Origin of the sequence: Enterobacter genomosp. S (genome assembly GCF_001631805.1) — a bacterium.
GTDB lineage: Bacteria > Pseudomonadota > Gammaproteobacteria > Enterobacterales > Enterobacteriaceae > Enterobacter > Enterobacter quasihormaechei.
Genome location: NZ_LVVA01000021.1, coordinates 258,526 through 277,606 on the forward strand (window position 1 = coordinate 258,526; position 19,081 = coordinate 277,606).

Below are 19,081 nucleotides of genomic sequence, written 5' to 3' on the forward strand. Positions count from 1 at the left end.
AGGAGAACATAATGAACAGGATACTGGTTGGTATCATTTTTTCTCTTTTTATCACGACTGGATATATTGCTTTTCTGGTTTACGATCGACAGCAGGAGCTCCAAAAACTGACTCATTACACGGAGTCATGGTCTGTCGCCCAACTGGTATCCGAATATTACCGCTTTGAATCATGGCTTGGTCTGTACGCAACCGATTCCGACGACGTTACGATAGACCAGGTCCGCATGCGTCTGGAAATTATGTTAAGTCAGAACGATCTGTTTAAGGAGGGGGATTTAGGGCAGTACGTTAAAAACGTTCAGGCGCATCGAGACCTCGCGTTAAGACTCGATCAAATACTTGCCTATCTGGATGGTAACCTCGAAAAAATGAGCCATTCGGACGTAAAAACATACCTGCATACCATGCATTTACTGGACGCTCCGCTCAGCCAGCTATCATCAAGCGCGTTAACGAAAGATATTAGCACGATTAACAGCACCAACCATAAAATACAAATTCTGTACTATATTTACTCCGCCCTCTCTTTACTGCTGATCATTCTGAGTATTATTCTGGGATTTTTAACAATTTATCAAAATAAAAATATCCTGAAAGCGCACAGGCAGGTTGAAAGTCTGGCAGAAGAACTCCAGTTATCCAAAGAGACCCTACAGGTTCAGAATTCAAAACTGGAGTATGACGTTTACCATGATTCCCTCACCGGCATGAAAAACCGCCTCTACTTCTGGGATGATCTCAGCAAACTTAATCGTGAGGCCGAGGAAAATCATATCCCCGTCACGGTGATGTTATTTGATTTAGACCGGTTCAAAGAGGTCAACGACACTTATGGTCATGATGCTGGCGACTTACTGTTACGCCAGGTATCCAGACGACTGACCGCCATGAGCAGTATTTCAGACACTTTTTACCGTTTAGGTGGAGACGAGTTTGCTTTTTTAGCCAGCGGCTTAACCGAAAGCGAAGCCGTTTCGCGCGCGAGAGAAATCAGCGAGAATATCAGCAAGCCCTACACAATTAATAATCAGCTTATAAAAATTGCCACATGCGTGGGCATTGTTTTATCAGATAATGAACGTCGTGCTGATTATCTTTATAAGTTCGCCGATCTGGCGCTCTATGAGGCCAAAAAGGCAGGCTCACAGCAGATCAAAGTTTTCCGCCAGCGAATGCTTCAGAAGTTGCAGGAGAGCAGAACACTTGAAAACGATATGGCAAGGGCAATAGAGAACAATGAGTTTATTGTTTATTACCAGCCTATTGTTAATTCCATCAGCAAGGAAATTTACGGTTATGAAGCGCTGATTCGCTGGATGCATCCTGTAAAAGGAATGCTCTCTCCTGATAGCTTTATTTTCGCTGCTGAAAAAACGGGCATGATCAACGAAATAGGCAAAACCGTACTCAAACAGGCCTGTAAGGAAGCGGTCTCCTGGGCTGTCCCGGCGAGGATCTCCGTAAACGTCTCGCCTGTCCAGTTGGGCAGCAAATCATTTATTAGTACGGTGCAGTCCGTTTTGACAGAGACCGGGCTACCGGCTAACCGTCTTGAATTAGAGGTAACAGAGTCGTCTCTCTTCAGCGACAGAAATAATCCTATTACCATTCTCAAAAAGCTACGCTCATTGGGTGTAAGAATTTCCATCGATGATTTTGGCACGGGTTACTCGTCGCTCTCACGACTCAGTGAACTGAATTTTGATAAAATCAAAATAGATAAATCTTTTGTCAATCCGATATCTACGCAAGACGATGCGCTTAATATTGTAAAGCTTATTACCGGGATGGCTAAAAGCCTAAATATGGGTGTTATTGCCGAGGGTGTTGAGACCGAAGAGCAGCTTGAGCGTCTTCAGGCTTTGGGTTGCGAGCTGGTGCAGGGATATCTTTTCAGCAAACCACAGCCTCAGGTGGACAGCAAAATTAAGCACGGCCTGAAATGATCTCCTTTGCCCAACCAGCTAAATATGTGATCTCCTACGGGATCATATATTTAGCTCTGGCTATTCACTTAAAAAAAGCAGGTGTTATTGTTCATCGCGTAAATATCTTTTAACTCAATCCGAGGCTTTGGTCCTGGAGAATGTCATCATCCGATAATCAGCTATCCGACCTTCCAGGCCGGACGAGAAAGTCATTTTTTTAGTTTATTCAAATAATATACCATCAGTAGTTTCTAATGAGCGATATTAAATTTACCACCATGCAGGGGAAAAATATCACATGGATAAATAGCACTAAAAGATATGTGTTTAAATAAAATGGGTGAGTCAAACTCCCCCAGAATTTTAACTTGTTATGAAACTAGTTTATTTCTGTCAACTGCCTTTATTGAAAATGCTATTAGTAAAGATAATAAGAAAACGGAAATTGACATTAAAAACATATCCAATACTGGTTTATCTAAAGATCGATAACCTCTCATTACAAAATAATCTAAAACCAGGGCATGAACACCATAAATAGGTAATGATGCACCTGATATCAATTTTATGACTGGATTTACACTACGATCTGAGTAATAGTTTTTCAAGAAAATGAAAATACACAGCGAGGCGCCCATTACGAAAGGAGAACTTCCGCTGTAAAAATTACCAACATACTTGTTGAAGCTATCACTTTGCAAATAAATTAAGTATGCTGTGAGCATTGAAAAAATAAGATACCCTACAACTGGAGTCAAAACCCCAATTCTTTTTGTGTCCATTCTTCCAAAAAAATACCCCAACACACAATATATAAAATTATAGATAAATCCACCATCTATAAGAAAATTTCCGTAATATCTAACCCCGATGAATTTAAATAAATTAGAGGTGAACGGATTTAACAGAACAAACACAACCAATAATATAGTTATAGCACTATATTTTCCAACATCCCTAACCTTAAGGAAAGAGAAAAGTATGTAGCAACCAACTAAAGTATAAAAAAACCATAAGTGATAAAATACTGGCTTAGAAAGTATATTCAATATTCTTTCTGTCGGGTTATAGCGGTCGGTAGCTAACATATAAATTATGCACAGTGCGCTATAAAATAAAAGACAATACAGAATTCTTAATATATTCTTGGCTTTTACTTTCTTTTCTCCAAGAAAAATATAACCTGAAATCATAAAGAAAAGCGGCACACAGGGTCTTACAAACGAATCGACTATATTCCCTGACATCCAGTCAGAAAGTGGGATTTTTCCATATGAAACCACATACCACACAGAACTGTGCAAGATGATAACCATTAAACACGCTACAGCGCGAATTGCATCTGGCCAGGATTCTCTTTGTTGGTCCATAATTACATTTAACACATGTTAAAATTTTGTATGCAGATTATGACCAACAATTAATTTTTTTCAAGAAAATTTAACATACGCATCACATTTTAAGTGTTCATTGGCTTACTCTAACTACTACGCTCTCCGTGCCCGCTGTAGCTACGTTAGCTAGCTAACAGGCCGTTACGGTACTGACGTTCAGTCAGTAAAGAAATTTACCGCTTCATTTTTAAACTCTTCAGGATAACGCCTACCTCTCATGGGCACCTCTCTTTAAGTCATCGTAAATGATTCTGGGGTGTCTGTTAGATCCGTGGCGATTCAAGCATTAGGAAAACTGGAAACTCATGAAAGAGGCATGTCGTAAGAAAGGAAAGCAGCCTCCAGATTACAGACCCAACCCGCCAGCGGTAGCCACAGAAGCAACTCACTTCTCATTCATTAAGGCGCTTCTTAGGGCGGCAGAGCGTGAATAGAAGATGCTTGATAAGGCTCCGATCCTCAACGTTCCTCAACCGAAGAACAAACGCATCAGACGGCTTGAACCTCATGAGTTGAATGATGAATGTCCGGAGCCGCTTAAGTCAGTCGTAGAGTTTGCGCTTTCTACTGGCTTAAGCCGCTCGAACATCATCAATCTGGAATTGTTGCAGGAAATAGTTCGATGGGAGTCAATCGTAATGGTCCAGTGATACGCTCACCTTTCCGTCGGTCATCTCCCCAAGCTCGATAGCAAAATTGGCGCGATTATTGGCTGCAATGCCACAAATACAGTACAAGAGGAGAATGTGGTTTATTTAAATGCTCTGTAAGTATTTGATATGAATGGTGCGATAATAGGAGTCAACAAAACAAACTAAGCAATTGATTTAACTATAAAAACAGAACATAAAAAATAAACCTATACACAAATCTATACACACTGGCGGATGCATTCGTTTTTTATACAACCTCTTTAGGTCAAAAATTTTGGCCTGAACACTAATCCCATTCACGAATACCTGCCCTACTTACCAATATAAGCAGATACGCCAAATCGTGGCTATCAAGGTCGAAGCGTTAAACCTAAATCCCATGGAAAAACATCGATGTATGAGGTGCTTGAAACTGCTGCCCAGTTGATTTTTACATCTTTTGAACTGCTAAGAAGAGTTTCATTAGCCCTATCCCATTCAAAATCACTCGGTAACAACTGCCCAGGGGCATGAGGCGACAGCGCCCCAAAAGCAACATAATTCCATGCACCTGGTGGCCCCTCTCTTCCTGAAACTAGGAGTTCTTGATGCCGTAAGGACTCCCTATACTCCAAAGTTAAGTGTTCCTCTTCCATAAGATCTTTTAGGGTTAATCTTCCCAGCGGTGGACAGCAAAGGTGCCAAGATGGAAATTCGAAAGTTGTATCATGGTCAATCAATGCCACTGCGATGGTTTCAATAGAATCGTTTGAATCGAATGTCAGAGAAACCAATGAGTCTGAAAACCTGTATCCCCACCATTTATCCCCTATGCGGTTAGGAACACCTAGTTGTTGTTCAACCCAGCGAGATGGAGCACCAAGCTCTATCCCTGAGAATATATTTTCAGGTGTTCTACGACGTTCGATACGTACATTAGGTCTTGCTAACTTTGACCTTAAAATACGAACTCCATGCTTACTCATTGCGAGCCAAATGAGTGCTACACCACCAACAAAGCTTCCAACCGCATTAACCATTACATCCTTGACAGGTATATGAGCTAATAGCATCTGCAATTGCACCACCCAAGCATCCTGCGCCATTATTAACCTCATTGAATGCGGACGATTTGACCGCCCTTGATATTTTAAAAAATTACTTTCAACAGCATATCGTGAATACGGTACAGAATTATATGACAGCGAGCAGAGTGTAGATGATGATAAAAAAGTTTTTTTGCATTTAACTGTTCACACTGTTCACCTCGGTTATTTCTGATTTTATATCATGCAGTTAAGTGGTGATGAGTTGGTGAAGGGTGAACAGTGCATTGTTCACCTTATGCCAATTGCCGGAAAGAAAAAGACCGGCTGTAGCCGGTCTGGAGTGGGTTATGTCGCTGCGGGTTCATCGCATTTCGGCAGCCAGTCGCCGTAGCTTTCTTCTTTCAGCGACAGGTTGGTCTGTATCCCCTGCTTTGTGTGCCGCTTTTCATAATTCAGGCCGTACTCTTTCAGCATCATGGGCAGCCCCAGCCCGAACATTTTCAGGCTGAGCACGTTTCTGTACCCGTTGGCCTCCATATAGGCCAGATACGCGTGATAGAGATACTTACGGTAATTACGCGGGACGATGCTGGCATTACCCATAAACATCCCGCTGGTCTGCGGCAGCATTTCCAGATAACCGCAAAAATCAAACGTCGGGTCAGCATCGCGCTTGATATTGAGTGCCTCGTCGGAGTTCTGCTGCAACTGGAGCAGTGCGCGCGCGGTCATCGGGTCGCTGAATTTCTGCATAAGCTGGCGCACGATAACGGCCAGCTCGCGCGCAATTTTATCCCTGAGCTGCGGGTCGCGCTCTTCCGGTGCAATCTGCTCCGGGAAATGAATAATCACCCGGCGACGGGATACGCCGCCGCTGCGGTCGGTGAAGCGCATTGGGTTATTGTTCACGGCCAGAATCACCGCAGGAATATGTGTTGAGTACGGATTCTGGTATTTCGGGTCAACCGAGACCGCATCGCCGCCGGTGATGGCCTTTAGTCCTGCGCCGTCACCGCTCCATTTTTCCTGGTCAGGCAGACGTATCAGCGAGAAGCCAATCAGGGAGGCACGCTTGCGCGGGTCTTCCAGCGTATCGATATCGGCCGACGTGGCGTTATCCTCTCCGGCAAGCAGGGTCGCGATTTCGGCCAGAATACTTTTCCCGCTCCCGCCGGGACCGGTGACTTCGAGAAAGAGCTGCCAGTCGTAGCGGTTCGCCAGCACCATAAACAGCGCGGCCAGAATTACATCGCGTTTTTCTGGCCTGCTACCGGCAGCACGGTCGAGCCAGCGCCAGAAGTTCGGCGCGTGAGTCTCCAGCATTTCGCCTTCCACCGGCGGGGTAAAATCCACGTCGCACAGCGTGCGCAGCCAGTGCGATTTGTGGTACGGGCTGAATATGCCGCTTTGGGTATCGAGTACCCCGTTGCGAAAGCCAATCAGACGCCGTGCCGGTGTAGCCTGCTGCGGAATAATCAGTTTCAGGGTCTCCACCACCGAGGCAATTTTCCCGGACGAGAACGGGGCGCGCAGACGCTGGAATAAATCAGCCACATTCCGTGAGAAAGTGGCGGCAGGGATATTTTTCCAGATGCCGTTTTCATAGCGGGAAAGGAGCTGGCCGTTCGCATCCACGGCCAGCGCTTCGCCGTAATGTTCATGCACCCGCAGAGCCTTGTCACTGGCGCTCATGGCGGTAAATTCCGCCTCGCTCATGGTATCAAACGGGCTTTGCGCCGGTGGCCGGATGGCGTCATAAATGGCTTTCCGCGTGGTCTCCCCGCCGTGCTGCATAAACGCATCATTCCAGTCACCGAACACCGGCGGCAGGGCAACAACGCCCTCACAGGCGTCTGCGGCCGCGGCGGCTTTACTCTGGCCGTCACCGTTAAGGTCACGGTCGGCGGTGAGGACAATCTGACAGGCCGGGTGTTTCTGGCGGACAAGGCTCGCCAGAGAAAGGAGGTTCACGGACGACAGCGCCACCATAACGGTTTCGGCGGTCAGGTGATGCACGGTGAGCGCGGTCGCATAGCCCTCCGCTATCCACAGGCGTTTTCCTGCCTGTTTTTTCCCTTCGATGACATGACATGCTCCTTTAACCTGACCGCCCTTCAGGGTGCGTTTGAGACCGTCAGAACTGATAAGCTGAAGGTTTACCAGCGCGCCGGTATCGTCATACAGCGGGACAACCACATCCCCGGCGCGGAACGTCACGCCGCCGGTTTTATGCGTGACCGTCAGTACCGGACATTCCCGGTCGGGGAAGCCCTTGCGGGTCAGGTAGGCGTTGCCGCTGGCCGGTCGGGTTTTCTCCATGAGCCTGACGGCCAGCGCGGCCGCCGCCTGGCGGTCAGCCTCCGTTTCAGCCTCTGCGGCCGCAATCACTTCCGGGGCAACCGGTGGCAGGTTGCCGGTCACGGCGTTCACCTTCCCGGCAGCTTCTGATGCGGTCACGCCAAACACTTTCTCTACCAGCTTAAGCCCGTCCCCCGCACCGCACTGATTGCAGAACCACGTCCCGCGCCCCTCTTTATCGTCAAAGCGAAAACGGTCAGAGCCGCCGCACACCGGACAGGCCTGATGCCGGTTTTTTATGACCTTCACACCCAGCGCCGGGAGAATGCGCGGCCAGTGGCCGCACGCCTGTTTTACGGTTTCCGTTACGTTCATTTTCATCGTTATTTTCTCCCTCAGTGCACAACAGGCGATTGCATGTGACGGGCGCAGAGTTCATCCATCACTGCGAGCCCGAGAAAGGACAGTGAGGGCGCGGCCCTGAGTGGTCCGTCTTCCATTAAATCTTCCAGCAGTGCACAGGCAATCTGGCGGCCTTTTTCCTCGCCGTGCTGGCGCAGGTAGAAGCCCTCCAGCTCGGCGGCAATGGCGCTTTCCAGCGTGTCGAGGGTGAGGTGCGGATAGCGGCGCTGGCGTTCACATACCGTCAGCCATGCACAGGCCACGGCGCGACGATACAGCGCGGCGCGTAATACGGGCGGTAATGGCTTTTTCATACGTTGCCCTCCCCGGTCAGCCAGCGCTGATTGCAGCGCTCTACCACGCCGTCGAGCTGGGCGGTCATAAGGTAAATCACAGAGGTGAGCTGTGACTGCTGCGCAGGGTCACGACGAACGGTGGCGCAGTCCTGCACCTGCATCAGCTCATTGATGAGCTGGCCGACGTTGCGCATATGCTCAAGGCATTCGAGGTCACGGGCGGTAATGGTGGTGTGTCTCATGCGCGCACCTCCGCAACCGGCAGACGGCCAGCGAATGAGAGGACGTAATCGCGAACAAGTGAACGACGTGCAGCGTGTTCATCACCGGCAACGATGCGGAGCATACAGATACGGGGTTTACGGTCTGCGCGACGAACGGCGGCAAACACAAAGACAAACTGCGGGTGTGACGGGATGAGGGTCGTAGCCATAAGGGCAACCTCCTTGAAGTAGCGGTTATTGCCACCACCGGAGCTGCAAATCTCATGGGTGGTAGCCCGGACGGGGTTTGCAGTACCGGCCTTCAAGGAAACCGGCCAGCCCGAAGGCTGCCCCGCCCGGACCACCATTATCTGACAGGAGCCAAGGTGTAAGCACCACAGCCCGAAAAATAGGTGTGCCTGAGCAACGACATAAAAAAACACGCTCGGCGCGTGTTGTGTCGCCTTGAAGTTACACGGGCTGCAAATCCCGGCTGCCGATTTTGCGACAGCGGGAAAACTATACCTGGAAACGGCGAAAAGAAGCAAGCCAGAAAAAGGGGCTGTTTGCTGAACGGTCATCATCATACGTCATAGTCCCGGTTGCGTTCGGCAATGCGATCTGCCATCCATGCCGTGATTTCAGACTGCGCCCACGCCACGTTTTTACCGCCCAGGCTGATTTGTTTCGGGAAGGCTTCCCGGCTGATGAGGTCATAAATGGTCGACCGGGACAGGCCACACAGATGCATCACTTCGGGCAGGCGGATAAAGCGCTCCTGAACGGCATCAGAAACCGGCATCAGTGGCGCGGCAGGGGCAGAAGACGGGGAAGAAAAAGCGGTTTGCATCGGGCTACCTCATAATGTCCATACAGTGCCGGTCGTGTCCGTCCGGCCTCGGGTAGCTCTCTATTTTGTGAATATTTTCTCTCAGGGCAACAAGTCATTTTGCAGTACTTCACCACACAACAGACTGTTTTTTATACAGCGACAATCTCTGACAATGTTCTGGTATATCGTGGGTATCCTTTGGCACATTCTGGCACATCCATACATAACCAAAAGTGGTTAATGGCTTATTTTTTATTAATAAAAAATATATACGCCTCCAAGAGAGTTCAGAAGATGGGTGAACAGTGGTGAACAGACGGTGAACAGTCAGACCCTCAACTGTTCACCCTTTATCTTACTGTATTACTTATATTTTTATTTTAGGTGAACAGTAGTGAACAGTTATATGTAAAAAAAACAAACGATGAGTAAGGTTTTGCTGAGACCTGTCTCTGGCCAGCCGGGTTTTGAGTGCTGTTTGTGCCAGAACTGTCACAACTGCAATGAATCGAGATGTTGTGTGATGAAGGGCAGAATCATTTCAGGTTGAATACACGGAGAGCCTGAACATGAAACCCGAAACAGTCATTACCGCCCTGCAAAATGTTGCCGCCAAGCAGTCCGCAGAGAACAACCCGCACATCACCGACAAGCTGAGCGCATTCACTGCGGCCAGAGACACCCACGCGGCCTGCATGCAGGTACTGAAAGAGATTGATACATCCATTGAACGCTGTAAGCAGGAGCGACAGATCGCCCTTGATGAGAGCGCAGAAGCAGAGCAGGACTGGCGCAGCCGCTTTCGCACCCTGCGCGGCAGTCTCACCCCTGAAATGAAAGCTGAGCACAGCAGGCGTATCGCCAATCGCGAGCTGGCCGACGAGTTCACTGGCCTGATTGCGGAGCTGGAGACAGACCGGACACGCGCCATGCTGAATGCCTGCTCCACCGGCAATAAATACCTTTCAGCGCATGAAGATGCCTTTATCGCTTATGCTGGTGCGGAATGGGCTCAGGCTGTCAACGCCGTTCCTGTCGCCCTCATCCGCGCTTTCCTGCTGCGCATTCGTGCCCTCGAAATGAAGGGTGAAAGTGCCCCGCAGTCCGTGGCCACCGGCGAGCTGCACGACGCGCTGAGCCGTCAGGGCAGCATGTATCGCTTCGACATGACGCAGGAGCCTGTATTGTCCGTGACGGGCATGCACCGGCCGCAGATTACTGACGTTGATACGGAGCTGTTACGCAGCCCTGCGAAGAGAATGATGCTCGCCAGAAAACTGGCTGAAAATGGCGAGACAGAAGCGGAGGCGTAAGCATGTTTCACTGTCCGTTCTGCAAAACCAGCGCGCATTCCCGCACCAGTCGTTATCTGTCCGATAACGTCAAACAGCGCTATCACCAGTGCATGAACATCGAGTGCTCGGCCACGTTCCGCACGCTTGAGTCCATCGACGGGATTATTCGTTCACCGGTGACAGAGCCGGTTATCCCGCTACCCGCACCGGCGGCCATCGTCAACCGTGCCGGTGCGTAAGCACGGCCAGTCATCAGGAGAAACATACGTGACCACACTGACGCTACAGAAAGCCTTTGAGGCCTGCCAGGCAAACAAATCCGCCTGGCTGCAACGCAGGGATGAACTGACGCAGGCCGAACAGGCATACCGCGAACAGCTTGCAGGCAGCGGGCACAGCGGCCGGAGCCTGCAAACGCTACGTGAAATTATTGACGTGATAAAATGGGAAATTAATCAGGCTGCCGGTCGCTATATCCGTTCGCATGAGGAGTTACAGCGCATCAGTATCCGCGACCGTTTAAATGATTTTATGCAGGTACACGGCGCGGAGCTGGCCGCCGCCCTTGCCCCTGAACTGATGAATTATTCCGGGCAACACTCCGCCGTTCAGCGCTGCGCCATGCAGCACTCACTCGACTATCTGCGTGAGGCGCTACAGCTCTGGCTGGTCGCCGGTGAAAAAATTAATTATTCGGCGCAGGATAATGACATTTTAACGGCCATCGGTTTCAGACCTGACGCGGCTTCGTGCGATGATAGTCGTGAAAAATTCACGCCTGCACAGAACCTGAATTACACCCGCCGCCGTGCAGAGCTGGCCGCGCAGTAGTCCTTTCAAAAATTCCCGAAAATCCCGCCTTTATCCCCTAAAAAAGCCATGCATGCATAAGGTGCATGGTTTTGCATGCGTTTTACCGACACTGGATCCCCCGCCAGTGCCAGCGCTGGCGCGCCCTGAGGCCGGTCATGCACCTGCATTAAAAGCGCCCCCTTAAGCGGGCAGGCGGGGCGGGGAGAGCATTGCGCGCCAAGCATGCGGTATAATTAAAATCTATCATTGGTGTTTTTTGCGCTCATAAGTAATATTAAACATGGTTACGAAGATATCATCATTGTAAATCCCCCAAGATTTTGTGCGTATTTCTCAATATAAACACCACTACTCCCTAAGAAACATGCAACCCAGCACCCTTTCATAAATAATTAAACTACTATTTAGAATTGCCGTTCTCACATAGAAAAAACACATTGGGAACGGCATGACCAAATTTAAATAACCTTCTCCCAGCAATTATTGCAAATGCCCTGCTTTATATAAACAGGATGATTAACATCAATAGCTTGTTTGCAATTTGGATTAGGGCAAAAGAATGCCTCACCGATATTAATTAAAAATCTATCAAAAAATTCTTTCTCCAGAGATATTCTTCTTATAGCCCTCAAGTCTTTGACATTCAAATCTCCGTCCATTAAAGACTCAAGTTTGCTCTTGGCAATATTCAGCGAATTATAGCAACCATAGTCAACAGAGTAAACATTATATGCCACCCCCGCATGATCCTTATGAGAATAGCCATTCTTTCTTAAATGAATAACTCTAAAATCAATTAAATTCTGTATATGCTTATTATTTGAGTATTCCTCAGGAATTAAAAAATGCATAGATTTTTTCTTGTGAATAACCTCTTTAACAATTTCCGTCAACAATAATCTTTCTGTGTTATTTTTATCGACCTGCTCTTTCTTATCTTTTTCATACCATTCGGAGTTTGCAGCCCTCACACTTTTTACGTTTATTCTCTTGGCAGTTGCTGCTGAGGATAACAAAAACCTGTCATAGCTGTTCAAAAATAAATTAATAAAATCACGAGGAATACCCGCGCAAGCAACTAAAATCTCATTTAATGAAACATTGGCAAACAATAAATTAATGAAATTAGCTGCTGTAGTTTTCTCATTAGAGATAAATCCATCAATAACCTCTTTATCTATTGATGATAAATGGCGGTAAAGTAAGTCATTAAAGAAATCTCGTGTTTGAGACTTGTTAACCTCAAAAACATATCTCAAGTCAAGATGGTATCCAAATATATCACCACCATCCTCTAACCCAATGAATTTCTTCTCACTTTTATATCCCAGCTCGGTTCTATTTGGTATGGCTGCTATTTTCAAATAAACATTTATGGCCGAGAAAGTTTTTTTCAAAATTTCAGCTAATGATGGTTGTATATCACTACCTAATTCAGACCACTCATCAATAAGTAGCATTACGCCATTTAAATCCAGCTCTTTTAATAGATTTTCAAGAGCATTTGTAATGTCTAACACAGAAATATGTGAACGATGACTAGTTTCAGTTACTGTCTTTTGATTATTGCCTTTATTGAGAGTAACCCTCGGGTCTTTAGATATATCCAGCCCGGCGTTCAATGAACGAACTTCCTCTTCTGAAACTTTCAAGTCAGTTGCTTTTCTTAATGTCCTACCATCTATCTCTAAATATATTTTTGTAAAATAATCCGATACCAACTTTCCGTTGATATCCTTAACTAATGAAGATGAACTATCAAATTCATTTGTACCGAGTATAAACTCCAAATTTTCGTATAGACTATACGAAATTTCCCCCATGATATATTTAAATATTAGAATGGCATCTACATCAGCTAATCCGTCAGAAGATAATAAAGGGATTATCCTTCGCAAATCCAAATAAATGGGAAAAACTCTTTTTTGCTCAAACTCTTCAACAATAACTTCAGAAAGAGCCTTAAGGAGATGTGTTTTACCTGAGCCTCTTCGCCCATAAATAACACTATTCATAATATTTTTTATATTACTTATATTCTCATAACCTGAATAAATAGATAAAAAATTATCATGGCTAATTCTCTCTGCACGAATATTATTTGCAAGCGATTTAATTACATCCTGCATTTTTTGATCTTTTAATTTCATATTAAACCCTTAATTTTTTTGAGTACCATTCAAGCATTTGTCTACGTTGTTCTAAATATTGCGCATGATTATATGTTCCGCGAATACTATTCTTGTCAACATGGGCTAATTGAATTTCGATCCAAGTAGAATCAAAACCCTGTTCATGCAGGATAGTCGACAGGGTATGTCTAAAGCCATGCCCAGTAACTTTACCGCCATAACCAATGCGTTTGATGACCTGATTTATGCTTGCTTCACTCATAGGCTTGTTCGGATCATTCCGCCCCGGAAAAACATAACGATAGTTCCCTGTCATGATCTTGAGTTCATTGAGTAAATCTAACGCCTGAGTAGACAATGGCACAAGATGTGACCTACGCATTTTCATCCTTTCAGCGGGAATTTCCCAAATAGCGTTATCCAGATCAAATTCTGACCATAAGGCCGCACGTAATTCGATGGTTCTAACACCCGTAATCATGAGTAATTTAGTGGCAATCAAAACAAGCCGACTTCCGGTGTAACTGTTTAAGGCGCGGAGGAAATCAGGTATCTCATCAGCCTTTAGGAACGGGAAGTGATTTGATTGGTGTACATCGAGGGCGCTTGAAAGATCCGCAGCAGGGTTAAACTCTGCCCTTCCAGTAGCAATGGCATAGCGAAAAACTTCTGAGCATCGTTGTCTAACTTTGCGCATTTTCTCTAATGCACCGCGCTTTTCGATTTTACGAAGCACATTAAGTAGTTCTAGCGGTTTAATTTCGCCTACTGGTCTCGTACCCACATAAGGGAAAATGTCGTTCTGAAACGCTTCCATGATGTCAGAGGCATATCCTGCCGACCATTTGGTAGACTTCATCTGGTGCCACTCTGTCGCTATCTTTTCGAACGCGCTTTCAGACTCGGTTTGCAAAGCAATCTTCTGTTCTTTTCGAACCTTACTAGGATTCTTACCTTCGGCGACCAGTTTTCGGGCATCGTCACGACGGCAACGAGCATCGGCAAGGGTAATCGTCGGATACACACCCAGCGAGATCATTTTGGGTTTTCCGGCAAAACGATAACGGAACCGCCAGCTCTTGCTTCCATTAGGTTCTATAAGCAATGACAGACCTTGCCCATCTCCAAGTGTATAGGCTTTAGCTTCAGGCTTAGCGCGGCGAATCTGCATATCGTTTAAAGGCATGTGTATAGGAATCCAAGACCGAACAGGAACATATACACAATCCTATACACATTCCGTATCGGATTCTACTGGATGGTTACGGACAGCGACGGACTAAAAAGAAATAAAATCGTTATAAAACATAGCAGTTATGGATGAATATGGACGTCTGGGGAAGTTGAGATGGTGCCGATAATAGGAGTCGAACCTACGACCTTCGCATTACGAATGCGCTGCTCTACCAACTGAGCTATATCGGCCCTGAGAGGCCGGTTACGAGCGTAACCACGGGGCAAAAGAGTAGATCTAACCGGGTGATGCGTCAATGCCCTTTTGAATCAAACGGCTATTTTTGCATCACCCGCGATTATTTACGCACGAATAGTATCATCACCGAAGCCGATCCACTTGTAGGTGGTCAGCGCTTCCAGCCCCATCGGACCCCGGGCGTGCAGCTTCTGAGTGCTCACTGCTACCTCCGCGCCCAGACCAAACTGGCCGCCATCGGTGAAGCGCGTCGAGGCATTTACGTAAACCGCAGACGAATCCACTTCATTCACAAAACGATCGGCATTGCGCAGGGTGCGCGTCAGGATCGCATCAGAATGCTGGGTGCCGTGTTCACGAATGTGCGCAATGGCGTCATCGAGATCCGCAACCATCTTCACGTTCAGATCCAGCGACAAATACTCATCGTCGTACTGCTCCGCATTAACCGGAACAACCGCCGCCGGGCCGTCCTTCAGCAGGGCGAAAGCCTTCTCGTCCGCATGCAGCGTAACGCCACTTTCCGCCATCTGCTTGCTCAGCGCAGGCAGGAAAGTACTGGCGATGCCCTGATGCACCAGCAGCGTTTCCACCGTATTACAGGTGCTTGGACGCTGGGTTTTGGCGTTGACGATAATCTTAAGGGCTGGTGCGATCTCTGCGGTGTCATCCACCACGATATGGCACACGCCGATACCGCCAGTGATCACCGGGATCGTCGACTGCTCACGACACAGCTTATGCAGGCCCGCGCCGCCGCGTGGGATCAGCATGTCGATGAATTTGTCCATGCGCAGCATCTCGTTCACCAGCGCACGATCGGGGCTTTCGATTGCCTGCACGGCGCCCGCCGGTAAGCCGCACTCTTCCAGCGCCTGCTGAATGACATTGACCGTCGCGGCGTTGGTGCGCCAGGTCTCTTTCCCGCCACGCAGAATCGCGGCGTTACCGGTTTTCAGACACAGGGTTGCGACATCCACCGTTACGTTTGGACGCGCTTCGTAAATCACGCCGATAACGCCGAGCGGCACGCGACGACGCTCCAGACGTAACCCGCTGTCGAGCACGCCACCGTCAATCACCTGCCCTACCGGATCTGCGAGGTTGCACACCTGACGGACGTCGTCGGCGATACCTTTCAGACGCGCCGGGGTTAGCGCCAGACGGTCGAGCATCGCTTCGCTCAAGCCGTTGCGACGCGCTTCCAGGAGATCCTGTTCGTTAGCGAGCAGGATCTCCTGCGACTGAGATTCCAGATAATCAGCGATTTTTTCCAGCACGCGGTTTTTCTCGCGGCTGGAAAGGAGCGCCAGTTTATAAGAGGCGGCTTTCGCGGCTGCGCCCATTTGTTCCAGCATGTTCAGGCTCCTTAACGTATAATCATGTCGTCGCGATGCACAGCAACCGGGCCATATTCATAGCCCAGGATGGCGTCGATCTGCTGGGAGTGATGACCCGCAATCCGACGCAGCGCGTCGCTGTTATAACGACTGACGCCATGAGCGATGTCGCGACCTTCAAGGTTACGGATTCGGATCACTTCACCACGCGAGAAGTTACCTGTCACGCTTTTAATTCCTTTTGGAAGTAATGAGCTTCCTCTTTCCAGAATAGCGGCAGTAGCGCCTTCATCCACAGTCAGTTCGCCAGCCGGAGGCGCGCCAAAGATCCAGCGTTTTCGGTTTTCCAGCGGGGAGGCCTGGGCGTGGAAGCGCGTGCCCACAGAGATGCCTTCCATCACGTCACCGATGACGCCAGGGCGGCTGCCTGCGGCTATAATGGTGTCGATACCGGCCCGGCACGCCACGTCCGCGGCCTGAAGCTTGGTGCCCATACCGCCGGTGCCCAGACCAGAAACGCTGTCACCGGCGATGGCGCGCAGCGCGTCATCAATGCCGTGCACGTCTTTGATCAGTTCTGCCTGTGGGTTAGAACGCGGGTCAGCGGTAAACAGCCCCTGCTGATCGGTCAGAAGCAGCAGCTTATCGGCCCCTGCCAAAATCGCCGCCAGCGCAGAGAGGTTATCGTTATCACCCACTTTGATTTCAGCGGTGGCAACTGCGTCGTTTTCGTTGATGACCGGAACGATATTGTTATCCAGCAGCGCGCGCAGCGTATCGCGGGCGTTAAGGAAACGTTCTCTGTCTTCCATATCCGCGCGCGTCAGCAGCATCTGCCCCACGTGAATGCCGTAGATGGAGAACAGTTGTTCCCAGAGCTGGATGAGTCGGCTTTGTCCCACGGCGGCCAGCAGCTGTTTGGAGGCGATCGTCGCGGGGAGTTCGGGGTAGCCCAGGTGTTCACGCCCGGCGGCAATCGCCCCGGAGGTCACAATCACAATACGATGCCCTGCGGCATGCAACTGAGCACACTGACGTACAAGCTCAACAATATGGGCGCGATTCAGGCGGCGCGATCCGCCCGTTAACACACTGGTACCGAGTTTTACCACCAGCGTCTGGCTGTCACTCATGATTCTCTGCCGTTCAACAATAAGGGAAAATGATGTCAGTCAGACGTTTTAACAGGTGTCAGCCCCGTTGCCAACTGCCTTAGCACATCACCCGTCACTTTGTTGCGCGGGATCAGGAAGCGTAGCGGCAGATTTTGACAATTTTATTACCGAAAAATTAAAACATACTTTTTTAGACATATTCTTACTTTGTCATAAAAGTTTCACCCACGGACGATAAAACCCTTCCTGTTTTTCACGGGGTAATAAGCTGAATCTTATTGCTCAGCGAATATTAGCGCGTTTGTATAAAATCAGGATTGAAAATGAAAAAGAGCACTCTGGCATTAGTGGTAATGGGCGTAGTTGCTTCCGCATCTGTTCACGCAGCAGAAGTTTATAATAAAAACGGTAATAAACTGGACGTGTACGGCAAAGTAAAAGCAATGCACTACATCAGTGATGATGACGCTAAAGATGGTGACCAGACTTACGTTCGTTTCGGCTTTAAAGGTGAAACGCAGATTAACGATCAGCTGACGGGCTACGGACGTTGGGAAGCCGAATTCGCGGGTAACAAAGCAGAAAGCGATTCTTCTCAAAAAACACGTCTGGCATTTGCTGGCCTGAAACTGAAAGACTTCGGCTCTCTGGATTACGGTCGTAACCTGGGCGCGCTGTATGACGTCGCCGCCTACACCGATATGTTCCCTGAGTTCGGCGGTGACGGCCTGGCACAGACCGATAACTTCATGACCAAACGCGCCTCCGGCCTGGCTACCTACCGCAATACCGACTTCTTTGGCATGGTTGACGGTCTGAATATGACCCTGCAATACCAGGGAAAAAATGAAAACCGCGACGTGAAGAAGCAAAACGGAGACGGCTTCGGTACCTCTCTGAGCTATGACTTTGGCGGCAGCGATTTCTCTGTGATTGGTGCGTATGCCAGCTCCGATCGCACCAACGAGCAAAACCTTCAGGCGCGCGGCGAAGGTAAAAAAGCAGAAGGCTGGGCCACCGGTCTGAAATACGATGACAACGATATTTACCTGGCCGCTATCTATTCCGAAACCCGCAACATGGCTCCTATTTCCGGCGGCTTTGCGAATAAAGCACAAAACTTTGAAGTGGCCGCGCAATATCAGTTTGACTTTGGTCTGCGTCCATCTTTGGGCTATGTGCAGTCTAAGGGCAAAGATATCGAAGGTATCGGCGATGAAGATATCGTGAAATACATCGACGTCGGTGCGACGTATTATTTCAACAAAAACATGTCTGCGTTTGTTGATTATAAAATCAACCAGATCGATGACGATAATAAACTGGGCGTAAGCAACGATGATATCGTTGCGCTGGGCTTGACCTACCAGTTCTGATGCTGTGGAAATAAAAAAACCGGCGCTGAGCCGGTTTTTTTGTATCTGGTGGCGCTGTGCTTACCGGGCCTACAGGAAAGTACATCTTGCAGGCCGGGCAAGGCGTAGCCGCTACCCGGCGCGGTGACATCATCAGGCGGTCAGCTTCACCGCTTCGCTGGAAAAATCATCCGCAGGTTCCAGCTTCAGATCCAGGGTGGCCAGCAAATCACGCGCCCTGCCGTGGAACTCTTTAAGCGTGTGTTCCAGGCGGTCAATCACTTCCTGATCCTTGATGGACGTCGCCTGCCAGTACCCGTCTTTATTAAACAGGCCAAACTGATAGCTATAGGTAAAACGGTTTTCCTGTGCTTCCATTTCCATCCACCAGCCCCAGAACTCACGTTTTTCGGGTGCAGGCTTCACGTTGACGCAAACAGCCAGGCAGTCGAAAAAAAAGCGATTCTCTTCACACTGCTCTTCTCGAATATACGGGCCAAGAGCCATGAACTTCTTAATCAGTCTACTTTTCGGGTGTCCACTCGGTAACGTCATTGCGATC

The 19,081-nt window shown here is 48.5% G+C and carries 17 protein-coding genes, 1 tRNA gene and 1 pseudogene; 6 read left to right on the forward strand and 13 right to left on the reverse strand.

The features are described 5' to 3' along the window. Positions 1-11 precede the first annotated feature (11 nt). Positions 12-1,949, forward strand: a complete 1,938-nt coding sequence (locus A3466_RS18125) for a putative bifunctional diguanylate cyclase/phosphodiesterase (RefSeq protein WP_063451747.1) — start codon at positions 12-14, stop codon at positions 1,947-1,949. Positions 1,950-2,302: 353 nt separating this feature from the next. Here the strand turns inward: A3466_RS18125 and A3466_RS22595 are convergent, their stop codons facing one another. Further along, positions 2,303-3,301 (reverse strand): acyltransferase, encoded by a 999-nt coding sequence (locus tag A3466_RS22595; protein WP_074161082.1) that lies wholly within the window; start codon positions 3,299-3,301, stop codon positions 2,303-2,305. A 314-nt stretch (positions 3,302-3,615) separates the two neighbouring features. Between A3466_RS22595 and A3466_RS23480 the strand changes: the two are divergent. After that, positions 3,616-3,936, forward strand: a pseudogene (locus A3466_RS23480) (integrase); the annotation flags it as partial. 392 nt (positions 3,937-4,328) lie between these two features. Here the strand turns inward: A3466_RS23480 and A3466_RS22600 are convergent. The 6 genes from A3466_RS22600 to A3466_RS18155 form a co-directional block, all read right to left on the reverse strand. Next, positions 4,329-5,063 carry a hypothetical protein gene (locus A3466_RS22600; RefSeq protein ID WP_074141230.1) on the reverse strand — a complete coding sequence of 245 codons (735 nt, stop codon included), beginning with the start codon at positions 5,061-5,063 and terminating at the stop codon, positions 4,329-4,331. Between the two features lie 288 nt (positions 5,064-5,351). Then, positions 5,352-7,685, reverse strand: coding sequence for a primase-helicase zinc-binding domain-containing protein (locus tag A3466_RS18135; protein WP_063451749.1), 2,334 nt, complete (start codon positions 7,683-7,685; stop codon positions 5,352-5,354). A gap of 14 nt (positions 7,686-7,699) precedes the next feature. Then, a complete protein-coding gene (locus tag A3466_RS18140) occupies positions 7,700-8,020 on the reverse strand; it encodes a DUF5375 domain-containing protein (protein WP_063451750.1) in 321 nt (106 codons plus the stop codon). Then, positions 8,017-8,244, reverse strand: coding sequence for a hypothetical protein (locus tag A3466_RS18145; RefSeq protein WP_063451751.1), 228 nt, complete (start codon positions 8,242-8,244; stop codon positions 8,017-8,019). Before A3466_RS18145 ends, A3466_RS18140 begins: the two co-directional genes overlap by 4 nt. Continuing rightward, a complete protein-coding gene (locus tag A3466_RS18150; RefSeq protein WP_063451752.1) occupies positions 8,241-8,792 on the reverse strand; it encodes a host cell division inhibitor Icd-like protein in 552 nt (183 codons plus the stop codon). The genes A3466_RS18145 and A3466_RS18150 overlap by 4 nt, the downstream gene beginning before the upstream one ends. Next, positions 8,789-9,055, reverse strand: a complete 267-nt coding sequence (locus tag A3466_RS18155; RefSeq protein WP_063451753.1) for a helix-turn-helix transcriptional regulator — start codon at positions 9,053-9,055, stop codon at positions 8,789-8,791. The genes A3466_RS18150 and A3466_RS18155 overlap by 4 nt, the downstream gene beginning before the upstream one ends. A gap of 551 nt (positions 9,056-9,606) precedes the next feature. Between A3466_RS18155 and A3466_RS18160 the strand changes: the two genes are divergently transcribed. From A3466_RS18160 to A3466_RS18170, 3 genes are read left to right on the forward strand one after another with little or no spacing between them, the layout of a single operon-like run. Then, positions 9,607-10,350 (forward strand): hypothetical protein, encoded by a 744-nt coding sequence (locus A3466_RS18160; RefSeq protein WP_063451754.1) that lies wholly within the window; start codon positions 9,607-9,609, stop codon positions 10,348-10,350. 2 nt (positions 10,351-10,352) lie between these two features. Then, positions 10,353-10,571, forward strand: a complete 219-nt coding sequence (locus tag A3466_RS18165; protein WP_063162845.1) for an ogr/Delta-like zinc finger family protein — start codon at positions 10,353-10,355, stop codon at positions 10,569-10,571. A gap of 28 nt (positions 10,572-10,599) precedes the next feature. After that, entirely contained in the window at positions 10,600-11,163 is a 564-nt protein-coding gene (locus tag A3466_RS18170) for a phage polarity suppression protein (RefSeq protein ID WP_063451755.1), read from the forward strand. A 440-nt stretch (positions 11,164-11,603) separates the two neighbouring features. Here the strand turns inward: A3466_RS18170 and A3466_RS18180 are convergent, their stop codons facing one another. From A3466_RS18180 to proB, 5 genes are all read right to left on the reverse strand, one after another. Continuing rightward, positions 11,604-13,295: a hypothetical protein gene (locus tag A3466_RS18180; protein WP_063451756.1), complete on the reverse strand. Its 1,692-nt coding sequence runs from the start codon at positions 13,293-13,295 to the stop codon at positions 11,604-11,606. 1 nt (position 13,296) lies between these two features. After that, entirely contained in the window at positions 13,297-14,463 is a 1,167-nt protein-coding gene (locus tag A3466_RS18185) for a tyrosine-type recombinase/integrase (RefSeq protein ID WP_063451757.1), read from the reverse strand. A gap of 163 nt (positions 14,464-14,626) precedes the next feature. Further along, a tRNA-Thr gene (locus A3466_RS18190) sits at positions 14,627-14,702 on the reverse strand. Between the two features lie 111 nt (positions 14,703-14,813). After that, positions 14,814-16,067, reverse strand: coding sequence for a glutamate-5-semialdehyde dehydrogenase (proA, locus tag A3466_RS18195; protein WP_063451758.1), 1,254 nt, complete (start codon positions 16,065-16,067; stop codon positions 14,814-14,816). An 11-nt stretch (positions 16,068-16,078) separates the two neighbouring features. Then, positions 16,079-17,182 (reverse strand): glutamate 5-kinase, encoded by a 1,104-nt coding sequence (proB, locus tag A3466_RS18200; RefSeq protein ID WP_063451759.1) that lies wholly within the window; start codon positions 17,180-17,182, stop codon positions 16,079-16,081. A gap of 305 nt (positions 17,183-17,487) precedes the next feature. Here proB and phoE point away from each other — a divergent pair, with 305 nt between their 5' ends. Beyond that, positions 17,488-18,540 (forward strand): phosphoporin PhoE, encoded by a 1,053-nt coding sequence (gene phoE / locus A3466_RS18205; RefSeq protein WP_063451760.1) that lies wholly within the window; start codon positions 17,488-17,490, stop codon positions 18,538-18,540. Positions 18,541-18,672: 132 nt separating this feature from the next. Here phoE and crl read toward each other — a convergent pair whose 3' ends face one another. Further along, a complete protein-coding gene (crl, locus tag A3466_RS18210) occupies positions 18,673-19,074 on the reverse strand; it encodes a sigma factor-binding protein Crl (RefSeq protein ID WP_063451761.1) in 402 nt (133 codons plus the stop codon). Positions 19,075-19,081: the final 7 nt, after the last annotated feature.